The sequence below is a fragment of the Bacteroidota bacterium genome (assembly GCA_018266835.1).
GTDB lineage: Bacteria > Bacteroidota > Ignavibacteria > Tepidaquicellales > Tepidaquicellaceae > JAFDZO01.
In genome coordinates, this window is record JAFDZP010000004.1 from 183,743 (window position 1) to 204,569 (window position 20,827).

Here is a 20,827-nt window from a genome sequence, read left to right on the forward strand (position 1 = left end):
TATAAAATAATAACGTTCCCAAGCCTGAGCTTGGGAACGAGTATCGTTCTCGTTACGAAGCTCCAGCTTCGTAACGCAAAAACTATTTTATTAAAATTAATTTCTTTGTAGAGGTGAAATCAGATGTTTCTAACTTGTAAAAATATGTTCCGCTTGGTAATGCCGCTGCATCGAATTCGTATTGATATGTTCCTGCCTGTAAAATATTATTTACCAGTGCTGAAACTTCTCTTCCGTTTAAGTCATAAACTTTTAATGTTACAAAGCTTCTGTATGGGACTGCAAAATTTATTTTTGTAGTCGGGTTAAACGGATTTGGATAGTTTTGTGATAAAGCAAATCTGTCAGGAACCTGTGTTGAAAGTGTTGCAATTCCTGCTGTCTGACTGTTGCTGTATCCTGTAACGTTAACAGTTTTAACTGTATCACTTGAAGTGATAGTAATTAAACCGTTGAATGTCTGATTGTTTGCATTTGGTTTGAACTTCACTCTTGCATAAGCAAATGTGTTCTGTGCAATAGTTGAAGGGAAGCTTTCAACTGTGAAAACTCCGTTAGATGATGAAACATTGCTGATGCTTGCATTGCCTGTACCTGAATTAAAAATTGCAATGTAGTAGCTTGCTGTGTCATTTTTAGCCAGAGTATCATAGGTAGCATTTGAAGGCGCTGCAGATGTCTTTGGTCTTGGGATATTTAATATAGTTGTATATGTGCTTTTAATTCTGTCTATAAATTCAGGATGGTCAATGAAAGGGTTTCTTACATTGAGGTATTGTTTAATTCTGTCGTTTCTTGTTCTTTCATGGGCATCTACTGTATCAATTAAATTCCATTGTCTTAAAACATCTTCCTGTTTTCCGCCTGTGAAACCGCCCTGGTTGCCGTATTTTACAGCGAAGTAAAATAATGCTCTTGCAACGTTTCCTTTATGTTTATCTCTTGCTTCAAATACTGTTGCGCCTTCAAAATCTTTACCGAGTTTTGAACCGCCGACATTGAATGTGATATTTGTTAATACAAATCCGAACGGATAATTGCTTCTTGCATTGTTTGCAGCGTCATCTGTAGGGAATAAGTGATTCACATCGCTGACCATAGGGTCATTGCTGTTGAAAAAACTTTGCGGCCACGTATGTTCACAATTGAAGTTTACATTTCCTGCACCTGCTCTGTTCGGAACGTATGCTCGTCTTCCTGTGTAAACACATTCCAGAGTGTCGTTATTATCGTAGTCGTCGATTGATTCATACATTCTGTCTCTTGCTACATTGTAGCCGAGAGTAATATAACCTGTTGTGGTGAAATTTTTTAAAGCTGTTTTTAATTCTTCATCAATAAGACCTTGTGTAAATGCATACAATACATCTGCATATTTTCCCGTTGCCACAGTGTAATATACTAAAGAATTTTTTAGAACATTAACATCGTATATAATGAAATCTCTATAGGTGATGTTTTGATTTGTTCTGAAAATTACCCATTTCTGAACGCTGTCATTCGGGTTTACGGTGAATGAAGTACTTCTTAAAAAGAACATTGAGTTCAGTGTTCTTCCGTTTGTTACTGTCATTACTTTATTAGTCGGATTCTTTACATAAAATGACGCGCTGTCGTAAGTCTTTGTTATCGATGTATCAAGATTGATTGTCTGAACAAAGGATTGCTGCGAGAATGCCATTTCCGAAAATAATAAAATAAGGGCGAGAGCCGTTAGTTTTAGTTTCATTTAGTTTTTTAGTTTTCGAACCTTAAATTTAACTTAATTTATCCAAATATGTAATTGAAAACAAGGGGACTAACGTCAATTTTTTAGGTGGTTTGTGGGGGATTACTTAAAAAAACTCTATTTTTTCGGCGGAAACGAAGAAAATTATCAGAATTAACAAGAAAGAAAGGAATGAATATATAACTACCTGAGCAGATTTATTTGTCTCTGAAAAAATGGTCGGTAGAATTACAAAAAGAAATACGGGTACGCTGTAGGCAATTAATATTAACGCTACCATTATACCACTCTGATAGAATTTGCCTGAAGTCAGTTCCATCGAAACATTAAAAATATTTACTGCAAAGATAAATAGCAGAGTAATAATGTAAAATCTCAGCAAATATTTCTTCATAAAAAATTTCATTATGCAAATTAACAATTATTTTACAAACAAACGATTAATTTATTTTCAAATTTGTGATAAAATTCTGTAAGCCATAGTCTTTTGTATGGTATTAAATTTGTATTAAAGTTAAATTTGTGGGTATGGAATTAATCGCAAAAAACTCACTGAAAAAAGGCAGTCCCGAAATGTTCTTCAACCGCGAACTTAGCTGGATTGAATTCAATAAACGCGTACTTGAAGAAGCTCAGGATGAAAGTAATCCTTTGCTGGAAAGAGTTAAATTTCTTTCTATCTTCAGTTCAAACCTTGACGAGTTTTTTATGATTCGTGTCTCCGGTGTGAAAAGACAGATACTGAGTGATATAAACGAGCTTTCTTCTGACGGGATTTCTCCTGCCGAGCTCATGGAGCAGATTTACCAGAAACTGAACCCGCTTGTAGAAGAGCAATACAGATTATTTAATTCCGATATTTATCCTAAGCTTGCAGAGAACAATATAAAAATTTTCAAATACGAAGACCTTACTGATGAGGAAAAGAAAAGAATAACTCAGTACTTTGAAGACGAAATTTTCCCGATACTTACTCCTCTTGCAATAGATAACGTTCATCCTTTCCCGAATTTAATTAACAGAAGTATTGCGCTTGCAATTTTGCTTGATGACCCTGATACTGAGACGATTGAAGAAAAACTTTCAGTAGTGCAGGTGCCTTCCAATATCGTTCCGAGATTTTATCAGATTGACGGAAGAGAAGAGAACACTTTTATTTTGCTGGAAGAAATTATTCTTGCAAACATTGATAAGCTCTTCCCGGGAATGGCAACTGTTGGTGTGACTTCATTCAGAATCACCCGCAATGCCGACCTTGAACTTGAAGAGGAAGAAGCGGCAGACTTACTCACATTGATTGAAGAAGAGGTTAAGAAAAGACGTCTTGGACTTTTAGTTAGAATGGAAATTGATAAACACTGTCCTGATAAGCTGAAGAATTTTTTAACAAGCGCGCTGAATGTAGAGAAGAATGAAATTTATGAAATTGACGGCCCTTTAAATCTTGGTGATTTAATGAACCTTACAAAAATTGAGAACAGAAAATTAAAATACGAATCATTCACTCCGAGGATTTCTTCATTCTTCAGAGAGGAAGACGACGTATTCAAAAATATTTCACGTCAGGATATTTTCCTGCATCACCCCTTTTATTCATTTTCTTCTGTCAGCGAGTTCATCGCTCAGGCAGCAGTTGACCCGAAAGTTTATGCTATAAAGCTTACGCTGTACAGGACAAGCGGTGACTCTGCTATAATTAATTCACTCATCACAGCCGCAGAGAATGGCAAACAGGTAACGGCAGTAGTGGAGTTAAAAGCCCGCTTCGATGAAGAAAATAATATCATCTGGGCACGAGCACTTGAAAACGCAGGAGTACACGTTGTGTATGGATTGATCGGATTAAAAACTCACTGCAAAATTGCTCTCGTAGTCCGCAAGGAAGATGAGAAGATGAAACGTTACGTTCACCTTAGCACAGGAAATTATAATCAGACTACTTCAAAGCTTTATACAGATTTCGGCTTGTTCACAGCGAATGAAGATTTCGGAAAAGATGCAACGCAGCTTTTCAATTACCTTACAGGATATTCAAAAAAACATTCATTCAAGGAATTAGTAGTTGCACCGATTAACATGCGCAAAACAATTCTTGGATTAATCGACAACGAAATACAAAAACATAAAGACCACAATAACGGTTACATTCTTGCAAAGATGAATTCGCTTGTAGATGAAGAAGTGATTCTGAAGCTCTACGAAGCATCCAATGCCGGAGTGAAGCTTGAACTTATGGTTCGCGGTATCTGCAGACTGAAACCGGGAATAAAAGGACTTAGCGAAAACATAAGTGTGTACAGTTTAGTAGGAAGATTTTTAGAACACAGCAGGGCATTTTATTTCCATAACAACGGAGATTCCAAATTATATCTTGGAAGCGCTGACTGGATGCCGAGAAATCTGGACAGACGAATTGAAATTATGTTCCCTATTGAAGATGAAAGAGTGAAGGAAGATATACTTGAAGTATTAAAATTGTATTTGACGGATAATGTTAAATCAAGAATGTTAAAAAGCGACGGCACCTATGAAAAACTGACATCTACAAGCAACAACAGAATTGATATTCAGGAAACATTTGTAAGACGAGTGATAAAAAAACACTCAACGGAAACAAAGAAAGACATAAAGAAAAAAATAAAAAAATTAGCTGTAAAACATCTTAGCATAGTAAAATAATTCTTGCTAAAAGACTTGTAAAAAGACTTGCCAAAAAGAACAGACCTTAAAACAATTTTACTTATAGGAAGCGGACCTATTGTTATCGGTCAGGCTTGCGAGTTTGATTACTCAGGCTCGCAGGCAGTTAAAGCATTGAAGGAAGAGGGTTACAGAGTTGTTCTCATAAACTCAAACCCCGCCACAATAATGACTGACCCCGAAATTGCCGATGCAACCTACATCGAGCCCATCACTTCCGAATACATCGAAGAAATAATAAAGAAAGAAAAACCCGAGGCAATTCTTCCCACTATGGGAGGACAGACTGCGCTTAACGCTGCAATGCAGTTGCACGAGAAAGGCATCTTAAAAAAATATAATGTTGAACTGCTCGGCGCAAATGTAGAGTCGATAAACAAAGCAGAGTCGCGTGAAGAGTTCAGCGCGGCGATGAAGAAAATCGGACTTGAAGTTGCAGAGGGAATGTTTGTTCATAATATGGAAGAGGCGCGGATTGCTATGGAGAAAACCGGCTTTCCGATTATCGTCCGACCATCATTCACACTCGGAGGCACAGGAGGCGGCATAGCATACAACGTTGATGAGTACGAAACAATTGTAAATAAAGGTCTGACGGCTTCACCGACAAATCAGGTTTTAGTTGAAGAATCATTGATTGGATGGAAAGAGTTTGAGCTTGAAGTAATGCGCGATAAGAACGACAACTTTGTTGTGATATGCTCGATAGAAAATTTTGACCCGATGGGAGTGCATACGGGCGACTCAATCACCTGCGCTCCTGCGCAGACACTTACCGATAAACAATATCAGAAGCTGAGGGACGCTGCAAAGAAAATTATTTCAGAGATAGGTGTTGAAACAGGCGGCTCCAATATTCAGTTTGCAGTAAACCCTGAGACGGGAAGAATAATTGTAATTGAAATGAATCCGCGCGTATCACGTTCATCGGCGCTGGCATCGAAGGCAACGGGATTTCCGATTGCAAAGATTGCAGCAAAGCTTGCCGTAGGATATACGCTCGATGAAATTCCAAATGATATTACGAAGACAACTCCATCATGTTTTGAGCCTGTGATAGATTATATTGTTTTAAAAATTCCACGATGGGACTTTGATAAGTTCCGCTCCTCTAATCCCGATAACGATGTGCTTGGCGTACAGATGAAATCTGTAGGCGAAGTAATGTCATTCGGAAGAAATTTTAAAGAGGCATTCCAGAAGGCAATCCGCTCGCTTGAAACAGGCAGGGCAGGACTCGGTGCTGACGGAAAAGATAAATACTCCTATGAAGAGCTTATTTCATTAAAGAAAAGCGAAAGAGTTTTGCTTAAGGAAAAAATTCTCACCAAATTAAAAACTCCCCGCAACGATAATATTTTTTATCTCCGCTACGCCCTTCTTGTCGGCGCATCTATAGATGAGCTGTACCAATCCACTAAAATAGATAAATGGTTTTTGAATCAGGTTAAGGATATAGTTGATATGGAAGTGGAGCTGAGGGGATGTAGGATGTAGCTTTATGAAAGTACTCATTCCCAAACTCCTGTTTGGGAATGCATTGTGTGTCGAAACTCCGTTTCGACTTTAAATATGCGAAACGGAGTTTCGCTTCCAAGTTCCGTCCCAAACGGGAGTTTGGGACGGAGAAGTACAACACTAAATAAACTATAATATGCGTTCTTCATATAAAATAGTTGATAACCAATATCCTTACTTCATTACATCCACTGTTATAGAATGGATACCTATTTTCACAAATTCCAAATATTGCGACATTCTTATAAATGCACTTAAATTTTATCAGTCGAATAAAAATTTAAAAATACTTTCATTTGTAATTATGGATAATCATTTTCATTTAATTGCAATTAATGAAAACTTATCAAGAATAATTTCTGATTTTAAAAAATTCACTGCAAAAGAAATATTATCAGTGTTAAAAGAAGATAACAAGGAATGGGTATTAAATCAGTTTGAATATTATAAGAAGAAACATAAGATCGAAAGTAATTTTCAAGTCTGGCAGGAAGGATTTCATCCAATTCAAATCTCATCACAACAAATTTTCAATCAGAAAATAGAATATATTCATTATAATCCGGTTAGAAGGGGATTAATTGAAAATCCTGAAGATTGGAAATACAGCTCTGCGGCATATTATCTGAAAAATAAGAAATGTGTAATTGATATTGATAGTTTTTAATTCAGTGTGAACTCATTCCCAAACTCCTGTTTGGGAATGCATGGTAAGTCGAAACTCTGTTTCGACTTTAAATTTGCGAAACGGAGTTTCGCTTCCAAGTTCCGTCCCAAACGGGAGTTTGGGACGGAGAACAACCTACAACTATCAACTGACAACTAAAACTGCACTCCCATCGTAATACTTCCGTCTATCCTGTAATCTTTATCATCTGTAAATATTTTCAAATCTCTTAGTGTTTTTAAATATCTTCCTTCTAGGCGGACGTATGCATTTGGCATCGGCTGATATTTGAATGCCAGCGATGGACCGAAGCACATAAGCCCGCTTCTTTCTGTGGAAGTAACGTTATATGTCGGTGAGAGTATTCCGTCGAAATCAGCAAAATATTCTCCTCTGTAAGCGAGTGAAAATTTCGGATCGTTGAATGTGTACTGCACTGTTAAAAATCCGCCTGCCAATGCACCGTATGATTTCGGATCATCAATCTTTGATTTTTCCTGAAAGCAGAAATCGTTGTTTACAATTATATTCCAGTTAGTTCCTAAGCTTGCCTTGATAATAAAGTTATTGTAATATCTCATCTTGCCGTCGGATAAATCCGATGATTCATTGCCGATTATATTATTATACGCGAAGGAAACATTCTTATAAGGCCACCATGTAAGTGATATTCCCGCCGATTTATTTTTATTGTTATCTGCAAGTACGCTGTACCCATTCATTACCCATAGCGCGCCGTTAAATCTTCTTGCCGAGTATGATATCACTGCACCTGCCTGAGGAAGCGGTTCGAACTGTGTCACAAGCGCCCAGGTAGAAAATGTATTTTCAATCGGTCTGACTGTTTCCGTTCCGATATGAGTAACAAAATATCCCGCATCAATCCAAACATTCTCCCATGGAGAAAATCCTACATTGGCTTCCGGAAAAAGTTTCTGATTAGAAGGATAAGAAACATCGGGCAAATCTCCGTATTGAATTGTAAGATTCCCTCTTACATTTTGTTTTATATATTTCAAACTAAGCTGCGCAATGTTTAGACGGAACTCATCTCTTACTGGAGAGACCCCTGGGAAGCGGTCAGTTGTATTTGAGTTATCATTATCGTGGCTGTAATAAGTATCTACATATCCTGATATTGTGAATGGTGAAACCGGAATAAGTGAGTTGATTAAACTTCTTAGTGAGTCCTGAGAAAAAACATCTGAAAAACTTGCAACGGTAAATAAAAGAATTAAAAGAAGGAGTTGAATTCTTTTCATAAATTGATTTAATTTTTTCTGTTCAAAATTGCCGAAAACAAAATAAACAGAAAATAAATTGTTTGGGGTTTAGTATAAAAAAAATATAAATAAGTCCCTGCTGCTGCTTTTTAGCAAACAGCAGGGGAAAAGTATATATTATATATAGGCCTGCTCTCCGTGAAGAGTTGCATCGAGTCCTGTTTTTTCTTCTTCAGCAGTTGTTTTAACTTTTGTGAAGAGATTTATTACAAAGAGCATAAGATAAGTAAATCCGAATGCATAAATTGAGCTTAACAATATTGCGCCTAACTGAATCCAGAAGAAGTGAGAATCACCGTATAATAATCCGTTGCTTCCCGTTGCATTGACTGCAACTGTTCCGAAAATACCCAGCATAATTACTCCGATCATACCGCCGACTCCGTGAACGCCCCATACGTCAAGCGCGTCATCCCATCCCATTTTATTCTTAAGATAAACTGCTCCGTAGCATACAACTCCTGAGATACATCCGATAATTACGGCTGAGTTAGTTGTAACATAACCTGCTGCGGGAGTGATGGTTGCAAGTCCTGCAACTGCTCCTGTAAGCAGACCGACAAACTTTGGTTTCTCTTCAAACATCCAAGCCATTGCAAGCCACATAACTGCTGCAAAAGAAGCTGCGATATCTGTATTTAAAAATGCAATTGCTGTTACTGAATCAACTGCAAACTCACTGCCTGCGTTAAAGCCGTACCATCCGAACCAAAGCAAACCTGTACCGAGAGCTATCAACGGAATTGAGTGTAGGCCTTTATCTTCAACCTGTCTTTTACCAACGTAAAGTACAGATGCTAATGCAGCCATACCTGCAATATTGTGAACGACAATACCGCCTGCAAAATCTTTTACTCCCCATTGAGCTAAAATGCCTCCGCCCCAAACCATGTGGACGAACGGGAAATAAACAAAAAGTAACCATGCAACTAAAAATGCTAAATATGCTTTGAACTTTACGCGGTTGGCAAATGCGCCGGTAATTAAAGCAGGTGTTATTATTGCAAACATCATCTGATATGCAACAAAAACAAAAAGTGGAATTGAAGGATTGAGAGGTGATGGAGTAGTCATATCCATACCCAGTAAAAATGACATCTTAAAATTTCCTATGATACCAAGGATATCTGTGCCGGATTTTAAATCTCCGCTGAAGCACATTGAGTAACCTACTAACCACCATAGGACTGTAGTAACACCCATAGAAACGAAGCTCTGCATCATAATAGCCAATACATTTTTTCTGCCGACGAGGCCGCCGTAGAAAAACGCGAGACCGGGAGTCATAAGCATAACTAAGCTCGTAGCGAGCAGCATAAATCCCGTATTTCCTGTATCAAAATTCATAACGCTATTCCTTTAATTTTAATTAGGAAAGATGTTTTGAGAATAAATGTATATCAAAGAACTGTAAGCCCTTCACAAATATAAGGAAAATTTTTTTTGGTTTTAATTACATAAAATTTGCAAATTAAAATGTGTTTGGAAGTAAAAAGAGATTTATTATTTTTGGTTTAAGAATCCATTATTAACTCATTCCCAAACTCCGGTTTGGGAATGGAATGTTTGTCGAAACTCTGTTTCGACTCTAATAAGCGAAATCCCGCCAAGTCGGGACAAGCGCCGTTCGCTGCCAAGTTCCGTCCCAAACAGTTCGCCGCGGCGAATTGGGACGGAGAACAAAATATAAAACAATATTCTCATGGGTAAACTTCAGAATACAATCTCACAGGCAAATATAGAATTTATAGAGAAGCAGCATATATTTTTTGTTGGGACTGCTCCGCTCAGCAAAGACGGGCGAGTGAATGTTTCTCCCAAAGGATTAGACTGCTTCAGAGTGTTATCGGAGAATGAAGTCGGATACATGGATCTGATTTCCAGCGGCAACGAAACTTCTGCTCATACACTAGAGAACGGCCGCATAACAATTATGTTCTGCTCCTTTGATGATAAGCCGTTAATATTAAGATTGTACGGAAAGGGCAGAGCCGTGCTGAATAATTCTGAAGAGTGGGAAAAGTATTCTTCACATTTTAAAATTTATCCGAGCACCAGGCAGCTTATAATTGCCGATATTGATTTAGTACAGATGTCGTGCGGATTCGGAGTGCCGGAGTATGAATTTAAAGCTGACCGGGACGTACATTTCAAATGGGCAGAAGCTAAAGGAGAAGAAGGACTGTATGAATATATTCAGGAAAAGAACTTAATAAGTCTCGATGGACTGCCTACTGACCTGTCAATAAAAAAATAATTCCCTATACCTGCTAATAGGGTGAATCTTCTTTACAAAAATTTTCATTATAAGTATTTTTACATTGGTGTAATTGTTCATAGGTAAATTTGACCAGAGAGGTGTGAAATACGCCGATTATTATTTTGCAGAAATCCATCAAAAACCCGTCAATTGAAAAATATTATTTTGAGAGAAATTGTTTTTACAATACTGAAGAAGCTGAATTTTGAATTTATGATGGAAAGTAAAAAAGGAGATTTTGCCGATTTTAGTTTGTAAGAATGAGAATGCGACAATAATGCGACTTTTATCTGCGTCACCATAAAAATCATATTGGTCTGTATTCTAAAAAGTGACAATAATGTTACAATAATGTAACTATAGCCAAACCTGACAGGATTAAAAACCTGTCAGGTCAGAGAAATAAACCCGACTTTTTTCCGACTTATAAAAAAATATCAAAATGAAAAAAAATCTTCTTCTACTCTGTTTTCTTTTCTTATTTGTAATTTCTTCCTTTGCGCAGGAAAAAACTATTTTATACTGGGGCGAACTGCTTCAGAAAAACACTCCCGCTGATAATACTTATTACACACATAAATCTCCCGTTGTAAAATGGAAGGGAATTGACGGAGCATCTGACTACGAATGCAAAACCGACTGCAGCGGACTTATAAACCAGCTTATCAAACAGGCTTATAACATCAATGATGATACATTCAATAAATGGATGCATAAAAAGAAAAGAGCTTATGCGAGGGATTATTACAATCAGATAAAAAAAGGAAACGGCTTTCAGGGATTCTCAAACATAAAAGATGCAAAGCCGGGTGATGTAATTGCAATTAAATTTCCAAAGCTCATGGACGATACGGGACACATAATGCTCATTACCGAAGCTGCGCAGGAAATAGAACCGATCGAGCCAACGGTATTAGGAACCAAACAATGGAAAATAAAAATAATTGATGAAAGCGGGCACGGACACGGAACTACTGACACACGTTATTTAGGAAATGGAAAATACAGAAATGGAATTGGCACAGGTTACTTCAGAATTTATACTGACAGCACCGGAGAAATTCTGGGCTATTGCTGGAGCACTGAAACCGGCAGCAAGTATAGAGAAGGAGATGTAAGGAAAGTTATTATCGGAAGGATAGATAAGAAGTTTTGAAATATATAAAAAACGTTCCGACGCTGGAGCATCGGAACGAGTGTAATTAGCTTCCCCTCCTTACGAAGGAGGGGGACTGAGGGGGCGGTTAAAATGTGACAATACGTTTCAAAAACTGCATTGGAACGAGATGCAGAATATTGTTATATAATTTTTATAAAAAAAAGACCTGACAGGATTAAAAACCTGTCAGGTCAGATTTGTGCAAAAAAAGCCGTTCCGAAATTAATCGAAACGGCTAATAAAAGTTACCTACTAATAGGTAAAAATATTTTCAAATATTATTTTAATAGAACCATTCTTTTTGTATCTATAAAGTCCTGAGCTTCCAGTCTGTAGAAATAAACTCCCGACGCAAATGCAGATGCATTGAAGTCAACTGTATATGCTCCCGGCTGCATGAGTTCATTTACGAGTGAAGCAACTTCTCTTCCTGTTACATCAAAGATTTTCATTGTTACAATTCCTGCTTTTGGAATTGAATAAGAAATCTTCGTTGTCGGATTGAAAGGATTCGGATAGTTCTGAGATAATTCATACTTCTCCGGAGTAAGAGTCAGCTGGTTTCCGATTCCTGTTACAGTTCCTGAAGTAATGTTATCAATGTACAGGTTGTTTCCGTACGCGCTCTTTGCTGTAAGTCTTATTTTATTTGTACCAACAGGCATTGATAAAATTTTAGTTGCCCATTGCGATGCAGTCGGAGTAAATGATGAAGTAGAAGAAACCGTTGACATTACTGGAGATGAGTTATATCCCGAAGTCAGCGAAGCTGACTGATACATTCCCAGTAATCTTGTCCATGTTGTTCCTGCATCGGTTGATGTCTCCACAATACATGAGTCAATAGATGTTGCAGAGTAATATGCGCAGGCATAATTGAATCTTAAATAATTGGTCGGACTTGTAACAGCAGGGAACTGATTTGATACTAATGACTGTGCTCCAGTGGAAGCTGTTGCCGTCCAGAAATCATATTTGGCAGATGCTGTTCCGTTGCCGTAACCGCCTGTTCCTGTTGAACGAACCCAGTAAATTGTACCTGTTCCTGCTGTGCTCCACTCTGCAGGGGGGAACGTTGCATTTTCAAATGACTCGTTAAGAAGCAATGTTCCGACTCTTCTTAAAGTTAAATTTCTTGTTTCGCTTGATGCAGTGGAATCTGTAGGGCTCCTGAAAGCATACACTTTCCATTGACCAACAAGTGAATCGCCTCTGTTCAGACCGTATGCCTGAAGCATTCCGTCAAGCGCTGAGTTTACTAATGTAATGGTAGTATCAAATGAATTATTGCCGGAAGGTATATTTAATATAACGGGTCCTGCGAATGAAGGGCTATCGAACTGCCATTTGTATTTTATTCCTGCTCCGCCGCTTCTCCATGAAATATTTACATTTGAGTTATCGTTAGGAGCTGTTATCAATGTCGTATTGTTTGCCGGCTGCACTAATGCAAAAGGACTTACGGTAACAAGTCCTCTTGCTAATGTAACTGTTCTCGGACCGTTAGCTGCTTTTAAAGAATCGTTAACAGGTATTAATCTTTTTGCATATACATCCCATGAACCTACGAGTGAACTGCCTGATGCAACACCAAGATTTGCAAGTATGCTATCGAGTGTTCCTGATTTTATAGTGAATGAATTTGTTCCTGCATCAACCTGAATCTGTCTGTTTGTTGCAGAAGGCGAACCGAATATAAATTTATAAGTCGCTCCTGTGGCAGATGTATCCCATGTAAATGTTATATTAGTCTGTGAACCGGGGAAAGTGGTTACAGTGGTTCCCGCAGTGGGTGATGTTAGATTGAATGCATTGAGAACAGGAACGTTTGCTACTTTAACTTTATTAACTGCTTTGAAAAGATTTAATCTTCCTTTTGAAAGAACTTGTGTATTAAGCGAGGCAAGTGTATCAACTGTTGATAGCATCACAAACTTCATGTAAGAAGCAAGTGAATCCGGTTTTAATCTTCCGAGCTGAATTAAATTTGCTCCTGCGGCATTGAACATAAGTCCCACTGCTCCAGCTACGTGAGGAGTTGCCATGGATGTTCCTGTATTGAGACCAAAAGTATTATTGGGCAAGGTTGAAAGTATGTTTGTTCCGGGAGCGCCTAAGTCCATATTAATGGGTCCGTAACCTGCTCCTGAATTTCTTACATCTGTATTTGTTGTATTTGTAACAGCTATCATAAACGGACTTGGACATGCAGTTGGAATATCTCCAACCACGTCAATGTTTACATTATTGTTCGGGCCTGCGCCGGCTGAAAGAACTCCGACTCTTCCGAGTGAATCATAAAACGCGCACCATAGCGGGTAGCTTGAAGGCTGACCGTTATCAACTCCGAAAGAAGAGTTAGTTGAAACTACGAATGCGCCTTTGACTCCGTTAGTTTCGTTATAGAGTTTTCTTTGTTTGTAAACGTAGCCGTAAGCCTTGATTGCAACAGCTTCTGAACTGGTTGAACCGTGAACTGCCATTACTTTAACTTTCCAGTTCACGCCGGTTACACCAGCGCCGTTATTACCTTTTGCGCCGACAGTACCTGCAACGTGAGTTGAGTGAGATTCTACAGGAATTGTTCCGTTGTTGTTAATTGCGCTCCAGCCGTTTACGTCATCGATGTATCCGTTGCCGTCGTCATCGATTCCGTTACCGGGAATTTCACCGTAGTTTTTCCAGTAGCTGAGCTCTGTATTGGCAAGGTCTCCGCCGCCGTCAACAACTGCCACAACGATTGTATCGCCAAGCGCAGTGTTACCGCCGGTTGCAATATCCCAGGCTTCTGGTGCATCGATATCGGCATCCGGTGTTCCGCCTGTTTGTCCGGTGTTATTCATATCCCACTGCTCAGAGAAACGTGTATCGTTCGGAGTAGTGGCCGAGATTGATGAAACGGTACGCTCTTTAATATTGTTGTGATTGAACTGAGCAACTGAAACATCATGCTTGCTCTTTAGACTTATCAAAGCATCAACAGCAGAGCTTTTTGAGATATCATATTCCAGCAGATAGATATTCATATCCGGAATAAGTCTTTCTTTAACTCTGAGGTTAATGTTTGAAAAATCCCTGACGAGTTTATTTATATCAGCGTCGCCATTAAGCGAAACGATTATTTGTCCTTCTATGTAATCTTTATCTTCGTATATATAAGAAAAAGAGTTTTCTGTTTTCGTGTTTTTAGAAATGGTAAATATCAAAATAGCTACGAGAAATACCGTTACTAAAAAAACGGACAGCTTGGAAAAGTATCCTTTTTTCATTGAGATTGATTGGATGGTTTAGGGAATAATCAAATATAAAAGTAAAAGATTTGAGAAGAAAGTAAATAGGTAAAATACAAGAAATTATTACTAAAACAGGCGTTATTTTTCATGTTTTTTTAAATTGAATTTGCAGTTATTATACATAATATTTATTCCATGAGCAGAATAGAAACATTACTAAATCTACTTGAACAAAATCCCGGTGACGAATTCACGAAGTATGCACTGGCTTTGGAATATGTGTCTTTACAAGAAACTGATAACGCTGAAAAATACCTAAAGGAGTTAATTGCTGTATCTCCAGGTTATCTTGCAACTTATTATCAGTACGGCAAGCTTTTGGAAGATAAAGGTGAAGTGGATGAGGCGAGAAAGATATATAATCAGGGATTGTTTGTTGCAACATCACAGGACGACTTGCACACTAAGGCAGAACTGCAGGATGCCCTGGATAACCTGTTTTAAAAATTATAGCTGATTTTTAAAAAATAATTCCCTAATTTATAGATAAATAAAATAGAATAGCCCATCTAAATTCTCTACTCTTTTAATAATATTTCCACTGATTTTAAAGACTTATTTTTATAAATTATTGTTGCGAAATTAAACCATATCTTAGCGCCTTTTCTACTATTTTAAATTTAAATCAAAAGACGAAAGAAAAGTCATGACAAAAAAAATTGCTTTTGTTATCGGAATGTTTTTCCTTATAACCTCATCAGTATTTTCTCAATCGAACACAGGTAAATGGGAAAACTTTACCGACCTGAAAAATGTCAGAGCCCTGGCAGTTAAAGGAAATAAATATATTGCTGCAACATCAGGAGGCTTGTTTTTCTATCAGTCCGGTACAGAAGAATATCGTAAGTTTACTAATCTTAACGGGCTCGTAAATATTGATCTCACAGCTCTGATTATAGATTCTCAAAGTAAAATTTGGATTGGTGCATCAGACGGCTCTCTTATTCTTATGGATTTAAATGGAAATATACTTAAAACTATATTCGATATTAAGAATTCAACCGAAACAAATAAATCCATAAATTGCTTTTATCAGTATGGAAATAATATGTACGTTGGTACAGGTTACGGTATGCAAAAAATTGATATTACAAATCAGAATTTTATTGATGCCCCCTATTATCAGTTAGGTTCAATTCCGATTAAAACTTCAGTCACATGTATAACGGTAAATCTCGATACGATTTTTGCAGGAACAAAAGCAGGAATAGGTTATGCCAGAATTTCCAATAACAATTTGAATAACCCGTCTTCATGGTTAAACAATGCATCAGCTCCTATGAATGCAAACGTTATTTCTATTGAGTCGTTTGGCGGAAATATTTTTGCAGGCTCTGCAACAGGATTTGTGGTTTACTCTTCAGGAATCTGGAGCTTATATCCTAATTTACTTGTCAGCGGAAGTAATACTATTAGTATAAAAGCAATTTCCGATAAGCTTTATTTTGTATCAGGCGGAACAGTTTATTCCTCCCAGGCAAATAACTTATCGAATATAACCATTGAACAGCCGGGCGGTAACTGGTCGGTGATTCAATCAGATGAATCTCAGAATCCGATATACGGCACAAGCGCAAACGGGATTTATTATAAAACAGGAAGCTCTTATGCTTATAGAAGCCCTAACTGTCCTCATACAAGTGTTTTTGATTATATTACCATTGATGATAATGGAAATATCTGGGTGGCAGGGGGTTCTGAAGCTGCGGGAATATATAAATTTGACGGCAATGTATGGACAAATTTAAATAACTCTCAGACACCTGCATTAGGTATAAGCAATACATTCAGAAAAATTACTAATTCAGGGAATACAATTTATCCGATTTCATTCGGCGGCGGAGTTACGGTAATTAAGAACGATTATATCAGATCGTACAACACATATAACTCTCCTTTACCCGGTTCCCGCGAAGAAAACGGAGAGAACTATTGCTCTACATTCGGAGGCGCTGCAGATGATAGAGGTAACCTATGGGTAACAATTTATTCAAGCCGAAACAATCAGTCACTTTATTGTTACACTGCAGATAGTAATTGGATTGGATTCTCTAATCCTGCCATTATTGGTTTACCATCATTTTCCCAGATTGCAATAGATAACTATCATACAAAGTGGGTAGTTTCTGAAAATGGAAACAGACCTGGTCTGTACTTTTTCAATGAAAATAATACTTTAAATGATCCTAATGATGATGTAAGCGGTTTCTATGCTCTTGAAGATTTTCCCGGCGGAAGCATAACAAATATTAACGACGTAATAATTGAAAAAAATGGTGAAGTATGGGTTGCAACTAACTATGGAGTATTTACAATTTCTAATCCTGCGGCTGCAATACAAAACCCGAATAATAAACCACCGCTTATTAAGCTTGGAATAATTTCAGGAAATCTGAAAGTTCCTTTTACTGAAAACTGCCTGCGTATTAAAAATGATATTATTAATGAAAAATGGATAGGTTCTGCAGCTAACGGAGTTTTCCATTTATCTGCTGACGGTACTACACAGATAGCTAATTATACAACTGCAAATAGTCCGCTGTTAGATAATAAAATCAGTACAATTGCAATCAGTAACAAAACAGGTAAAGCATACTTCGGAACATTAAAGGGACTCTCAGCATTAAAAACAAATGCTGTTGAACCATTGACTGCCTTTGATAAAATAATATGCTCACCAAATCCGTTTATAGTACCTTCAACTGTTAGCCTTAATATTGACGGATTGGTTGAAAACTCAACTATAAAAATTCTTACATTAGACGGACAATTAGTAGCGGAGTTCGATTCCCCCGGCGGACGTATTGCACAATGGAACGGTTTGAACAAGAGCGGCAAAAATGTTCCTACCGGAATTTATATTGTAGCAGCCTACACTAAAGACGGCGGTAAAGTTGGTCTTGGTAAACTTGCAATTATAAGAAACGGCGAATAAAAATTTTATGGGTATTTTAATAATTCCGGCAATTGATATTATTGACGGAAAATGTGTAAAGAAATTCGAAGGACTTTTTGAAACAACAGAGTATTACAGTGAAAGCCCCATTAATACTGTAAAGTTGCTTCGAAAAGAGAATTTTAAAACAATTCATATCACTGATTTAGACGGTGCAGTACGAGGTGATATGAAGAACTTTGAAGTTATAAAACAGATTACAAGATGCATTGATATTCCTATTCAGTTGGGAGGAGGAATAAGAGATTATGACACTGCTAAAAAAGTAATAGAAGAGTTAGGAGTATATAGAATTGTAATTGGGACTGCAGCTATTGCAAATCCAAAGCTCATAAAGGATTTGATAAAAAACTTCGGGCCAAGTAAAATAATAATAGGTATAGATGAAAAAAATGATAAGGTGATGAGGGACGGATGGATAAATTCTTTCCCGTGTACTATTCTGGATTTTGCTCAGTTAATGAAAGACTTTGGCGTTAAGAGAATTATATATCAGGATATAGGGAGAGTCGGAAGTCTTAAAGGTCCAAACCTTGAACGCCTGAAAGAAATCGGAGATAAGATAAAAATAAAGCTTACATCTGCGGGCGGCATTCGTGACTTCAGAGATTTGAAAAGCCTTCAGGGGCTTGAAGGGTTTGGAGTGGATTCTGTTGTTGTATCAAGAGCTTTATACGAAAATAAATTTCCATGCCAGAATATCTGGAGGGAAGTCGAACGAACTGATACTTCACTCGACTTACCTTCCGTAAATTAAATTTATTTCTTAATTATTCTCATAATTCTGTCATCATTGGATGCAGGATTTCCTCTGCCGTCTTTATTAGATGTAGAAAAATAAATCGCTCCGTCAGGTCCTTCAGCTATTTCTCTTATTCTTCCAATATTAATATCTTTCATCTTTTCAAATGATACAACTTTCTCAGGATTATTTTCATCTACTATTACTCTAATAATTCCTCTGCCTCTAAGGCATCCAAAGAAAAAGTTATTTTTGAACTGAGTTATAATTCCTGATTTATAAAACATTCCTGATGCAGGTGCTTCAGCCGGAGTATAAACAAGAACCGGGGCAACCATTCCGTCTTTATGACCATCATGCGAAACAACCGGCCAGCCGTAATTGCTGCCTTTAACGATAACATTAACTTCATCGCCTCCGCCGGGACCGTCAAATCCTGAAGGACCGTGTTCAGTTTCCCACATTATACTTGTACCCGGGTACCAGTCTATTCCTTGCGGATTTCTATGACCGTAAGTCCAGATAGGAGAGTTTGGAAACGGGTTATCAGCGGGTATTGTGCCGTCTGAATTCAGTCTTAAAATTTTACCTCCCATGTTTTTCAAGTCCTGCGCAATTTGTCTGTCAGTTGCATCGCCCGTTGTAATATATAATTTGCCGTCAGGTCCGAATTTTATTCTGCATCCTGCATGTAAATGCGTTCCCTGAATTTTATCTATTAATATTTTTTCATCAGAAACTGAATTGCCGTCATCTTTGTATCTTACAACTTTTACAGATAATTTATCACTACCTCCGTAAGCATAGCTTATATATATAAACTTGTTAGAAGAGTAATTGGGATCTATTGCAAGTCCCATAAGTCCTTCTTCAGCATTTGATGAAACATCTTTAACTTCAAGCAGCGGAGCATCCTGAAGTTTTCCGTTTTGAATAATCCTTATCTTGCCGGAGCGTTCGTTTACCAGCATTCTGTCTTTATCCGTCCATGCAATTGACCAAGGCACAGTTAGGTTTTCTGCAAACGTTTCTATGGTATAATCAACTGCTTCCTTATTGGAACCTGAAGATTTTGTTGTGTTTTCTTTTGGAGTTGATGTTGTATTTTGCTGTTGTGGTTTTGAGCAGGAAAATAAAATGAGAAGTGAAAAAATTACTGGAATCATAATTTTATTCATAAGAATTTATAGTTAGAACTTATACTAAAGAACAACAAAACCTACTTTATAATTCGGCCTTTCTTTATAACATTTGTAATATTGTTCACACCAAAGTTATATGTAATAAATTTATAGGAGGGAATATCAAAAACAAGTAAGTCTGCCTGCTTGCCGATTTCAATACTTCCGATTCTGTTCTGACGGTTCACAGCGTAAGCTGCATTAATTGTAACTGCGTTCAAAATTTCTTCTGCAGTCATCTTTAATTCAAGTGAAGCCAGTGACATAATAGTTTGTATGTTTTGTGTCGGGCAGCTTCCGGGATTGAAATCGGTTGCCAGTGTAACGGGAACATTATTGGATATTAACTTTCTTGCCGGCTGATAAGAAATATCCAGAAAGTATGAAACTCCGGGAAGTAATGTTGCAATGGTATTTTTACCCGATAGTTTCTTTATATCTTTATCCTTCAGGACTTCAAGGTGGTCAACTGAAATTGCTTTGTGTTTTAATGCAGCTTTCACTCCGCCTATTGAATTAAACTGGTCAGTGTGAATTTTAGGTATCAACCCGAATCTCATTCCCTGTTCAAATATCATACTCGTTTCTTCAGCATCAAAATAATTCACTTCACAGAACACATCAATAAATTCTGCAAGATTTTCTTTTGCAATCTTCGGAATCATTTCATAGCAGATACTTTCGATGTACGCTTTCTTTGTTACACCTTTGGGCACAGCATGAGCGCCAAGAAATGTAGGAATTATATCAAGCCCGAACTTATTTTTTTCCTTAAGCTTATTTATTACTTTTAAAATTTTAATCTCATTGTTTGTATCTAATCCATACCCTGACTTTGCTTCAATGGTAGTTGTTCCCGTTTCAACAAATTTCTTTAATCTTCTTTCGGCAATCTCATAAAGATTATTAAAGGAAGATTTTCTTACTGCATTAACAGTTGAAATAATTCCGCCGCCTGCAGCAGCAATTTCCTGGTAAGTCTTTCCGGCAATTTGCATCTCATATTCATCTTCTCTGTTCCCTGCAAAAACAAAATGAGTATGGGAATCTATAAATCCCGGAGTTACAACTTTATTCTTGCAATCAATCTCTTTGGTTATCTTTATTTTTTTCTTTTTTAATATTTTTGAAAGAGATTTTGATGAGCCTATAAACTCTATTCTTCCTTTATCTACAATAATATTGGAATCTAAGCGCAAGCCGATTTCATTCTGCTCTTTTCCTTTCTTTGGAAAATTATTTACGTTGGAGCAGGTAACTAACTGAGAAATATTTTTTAATAGTAACATTGAAGTGTTTTAAGAAGAGTAATTCCCTCTCAGGAAGAGAGGGAATTTAA

Annotated in this window: 15 protein-coding genes; 8 read left to right on the forward strand and 7 right to left on the reverse strand. The window is 37.3% G+C overall.

Going from position 1 to position 20,827, the window contains the following annotated elements; translation table 11 throughout:
* Positions 1–82 precede the first annotated feature (82 nt).
* Complete coding sequence (locus JST55_11900; GenBank protein MBS1494209.1) at positions 83–1,729, reverse strand: endonuclease; 1,647 nt, start codon at positions 1,727–1,729, stop codon at positions 83–85.
* 106 nt (positions 1,730–1,835) lie between these two features.
* Positions 1,836–2,123 (reverse strand): hypothetical protein, encoded by a 288-nt coding sequence (locus JST55_11905; protein ID MBS1494210.1) that lies wholly within the window; start codon positions 2,121–2,123, stop codon positions 1,836–1,838.
* A 134-nt stretch (positions 2,124–2,257) separates the two neighbouring features.
* Between JST55_11905 and ppk1 the strand changes: the two genes are divergently transcribed.
* From ppk1 to JST55_11920, 3 genes are all read left to right on the forward strand, one after another.
* Complete coding sequence (ppk1, locus tag JST55_11910) at positions 2,258–4,408, forward strand: polyphosphate kinase 1 (GenBank protein ID MBS1494211.1); 2,151 nt, start codon at positions 2,258–2,260, stop codon at positions 4,406–4,408.
* Between the two features lie 27 nt (positions 4,409–4,435).
* Entirely contained in the window at positions 4,436–5,926 is a 1,491-nt protein-coding gene (gene carB / locus JST55_11915; protein ID MBS1494212.1) for a carbamoyl-phosphate synthase large subunit, read from the forward strand.
* A 157-nt stretch (positions 5,927–6,083) separates the two neighbouring features.
* On the forward strand, positions 6,084–6,614 hold the full coding sequence (locus JST55_11920; GenBank protein MBS1494213.1) for a transposase: 531 nt from the start codon (positions 6,084–6,086) through the stop codon (positions 6,612–6,614).
* Positions 6,615–6,769: 155 nt separating this feature from the next.
* Here the strand turns inward: JST55_11920 and JST55_11925 are convergent, their stop codons facing one another.
* Together JST55_11925 and JST55_11930 are read right to left on the reverse strand one after the other, a co-directional pair.
* Positions 6,770–7,876: a porin gene (locus tag JST55_11925; GenBank protein MBS1494214.1), complete on the reverse strand. Its 1,107-nt coding sequence runs from the start codon at positions 7,874–7,876 to the stop codon at positions 6,770–6,772.
* 138 nt (positions 7,877–8,014) lie between these two features.
* On the reverse strand, positions 8,015–9,244 hold the full coding sequence (locus tag JST55_11930) for an ammonium transporter (GenBank protein MBS1494215.1): 1,230 nt from the start codon (positions 9,242–9,244) through the stop codon (positions 8,015–8,017).
* A gap of 355 nt (positions 9,245–9,599) precedes the next feature.
* Here JST55_11930 and JST55_11935 point away from each other — a divergent pair, with 355 nt between their 5' ends.
* Positions 9,600–10,154: a pyridoxamine 5'-phosphate oxidase family protein gene (locus JST55_11935; GenBank protein MBS1494216.1), complete on the forward strand. Its 555-nt coding sequence runs from the start codon at positions 9,600–9,602 to the stop codon at positions 10,152–10,154.
* Between the two features lie 445 nt (positions 10,155–10,599).
* Entirely contained in the window at positions 10,600–11,313 is a 714-nt protein-coding gene (locus JST55_11940; GenBank protein MBS1494217.1) for a hypothetical protein, read from the forward strand.
* A 281-nt stretch (positions 11,314–11,594) separates the two neighbouring features.
* Here the strand turns inward: JST55_11940 and JST55_11945 are convergent, their stop codons facing one another.
* Positions 11,595–14,585 carry a S8 family peptidase gene (locus JST55_11945; protein ID MBS1494218.1) on the reverse strand — a complete coding sequence of 997 codons (2,991 nt, stop codon included), beginning with the start codon at positions 14,583–14,585 and terminating at the stop codon, positions 11,595–11,597.
* A gap of 159 nt (positions 14,586–14,744) precedes the next feature.
* On the opposite strand from JST55_11945, the gene JST55_11950 reads away from it, so the two are divergent.
* The 3 genes from JST55_11950 (at position 14,745) to JST55_11960 (ending at position 18,322) form a co-directional block, all read left to right on the forward strand.
* Entirely contained in the window at positions 14,745–15,053 is a 309-nt protein-coding gene (locus tag JST55_11950) for a tetratricopeptide repeat protein (GenBank protein ID MBS1494219.1), read from the forward strand.
* A 202-nt stretch (positions 15,054–15,255) separates the two neighbouring features.
* Positions 15,256–17,544 carry a hypothetical protein gene (locus tag JST55_11955; protein MBS1494220.1) on the forward strand — a complete coding sequence of 763 codons (2,289 nt, stop codon included), beginning with the start codon at positions 15,256–15,258 and terminating at the stop codon, positions 17,542–17,544.
* Between the two features lie 7 nt (positions 17,545–17,551).
* Positions 17,552–18,322, forward strand: a complete 771-nt coding sequence (locus tag JST55_11960; protein ID MBS1494221.1) for a 1-(5-phosphoribosyl)-5-[(5-phosphoribosylamino)methylideneamino] imidazole-4-carboxamide isomerase — start codon at positions 17,552–17,554, stop codon at positions 18,320–18,322.
* A 2-nt stretch (positions 18,323–18,324) separates the two neighbouring features.
* Here JST55_11960 and JST55_11965 read toward each other — a convergent pair whose 3' ends face one another.
* Both JST55_11965 and JST55_11970 read right to left on the reverse strand, forming a co-directional pair.
* Positions 18,325–19,473 (reverse strand): PQQ-dependent sugar dehydrogenase, encoded by a 1,149-nt coding sequence (locus JST55_11965; GenBank protein ID MBS1494222.1) that lies wholly within the window; start codon positions 19,471–19,473, stop codon positions 18,325–18,327.
* A gap of 53 nt (positions 19,474–19,526) precedes the next feature.
* Positions 19,527–20,777 carry an imidazolonepropionase gene (locus tag JST55_11970; protein ID MBS1494223.1) on the reverse strand — a complete coding sequence of 417 codons (1,251 nt, stop codon included), beginning with the start codon at positions 20,775–20,777 and terminating at the stop codon, positions 19,527–19,529.
* Between the last annotated feature and the right edge of the window lie 50 nt (positions 20,778–20,827).

Bases quoted from the DNA above. Each gene is read 5' to 3' on its own strand.
- JST55_11930 (MBS1494215.1), bottom strand. From the start codon at position 9,244: ATGAATTTTGATACAGGAAATACGGGATTTATGCTGCTCGCTACGAGC.
- JST55_11935 (MBS1494216.1), top strand. From the start codon at position 9,600: ATGGGTAAACTTCAGAATACAATCTCACAGGCAAATATAGAATTTATA.
- JST55_11950 (MBS1494219.1), top strand. From the start codon at position 14,745: ATGAGCAGAATAGAAACATTACTAAATCTACTTGAACAAAATCCCGGT.
- JST55_11920 (MBS1494213.1), top strand. From the start codon at position 6,084: ATGCGTTCTTCATATAAAATAGTTGATAACCAATATCCTTACTTCATT.
- ppk1 (MBS1494211.1), top strand. From the start codon at position 2,258: ATGGAATTAATCGCAAAAAACTCACTGAAAAAAGGCAGTCCCGAAATG.
- JST55_11905 (MBS1494210.1), bottom strand. From the start codon at position 2,123: ATGAAGAAATATTTGCTGAGATTTTACATTATTACTCTGCTATTTATC.
- JST55_11960 (MBS1494221.1), top strand. From the start codon at position 17,552: ATGGGTATTTTAATAATTCCGGCAATTGATATTATTGACGGAAAATGT.
- JST55_11940 (MBS1494217.1), top strand. From the start codon at position 10,600: ATGAAAAAAAATCTTCTTCTACTCTGTTTTCTTTTCTTATTTGTAATT.
- JST55_11925 (MBS1494214.1), bottom strand. From the start codon at position 7,876: ATGAAAAGAATTCAACTCCTTCTTTTAATTCTTTTATTTACCGTTGCA.
- JST55_11970 (MBS1494223.1), bottom strand. From the start codon at position 20,777: ATGTTACTATTAAAAAATATTTCTCAGTTAGTTACCTGCTCCAACGTA.
- JST55_11900 (MBS1494209.1), bottom strand. From the start codon at position 1,729: ATGAAACTAAAACTAACGGCTCTCGCCCTTATTTTATTATTTTCGGAA.
- JST55_11955 (MBS1494220.1), top strand. From the start codon at position 15,256: ATGACAAAAAAAATTGCTTTTGTTATCGGAATGTTTTTCCTTATAACC.
- JST55_11965 (MBS1494222.1), bottom strand. From the start codon at position 19,473: ATGATTCCAGTAATTTTTTCACTTCTCATTTTATTTTCCTGCTCAAAA.
- JST55_11945 (MBS1494218.1), bottom strand. From the start codon at position 14,585: ATGAAAAAAGGATACTTTTCCAAGCTGTCCGTTTTTTTAGTAACGGTA.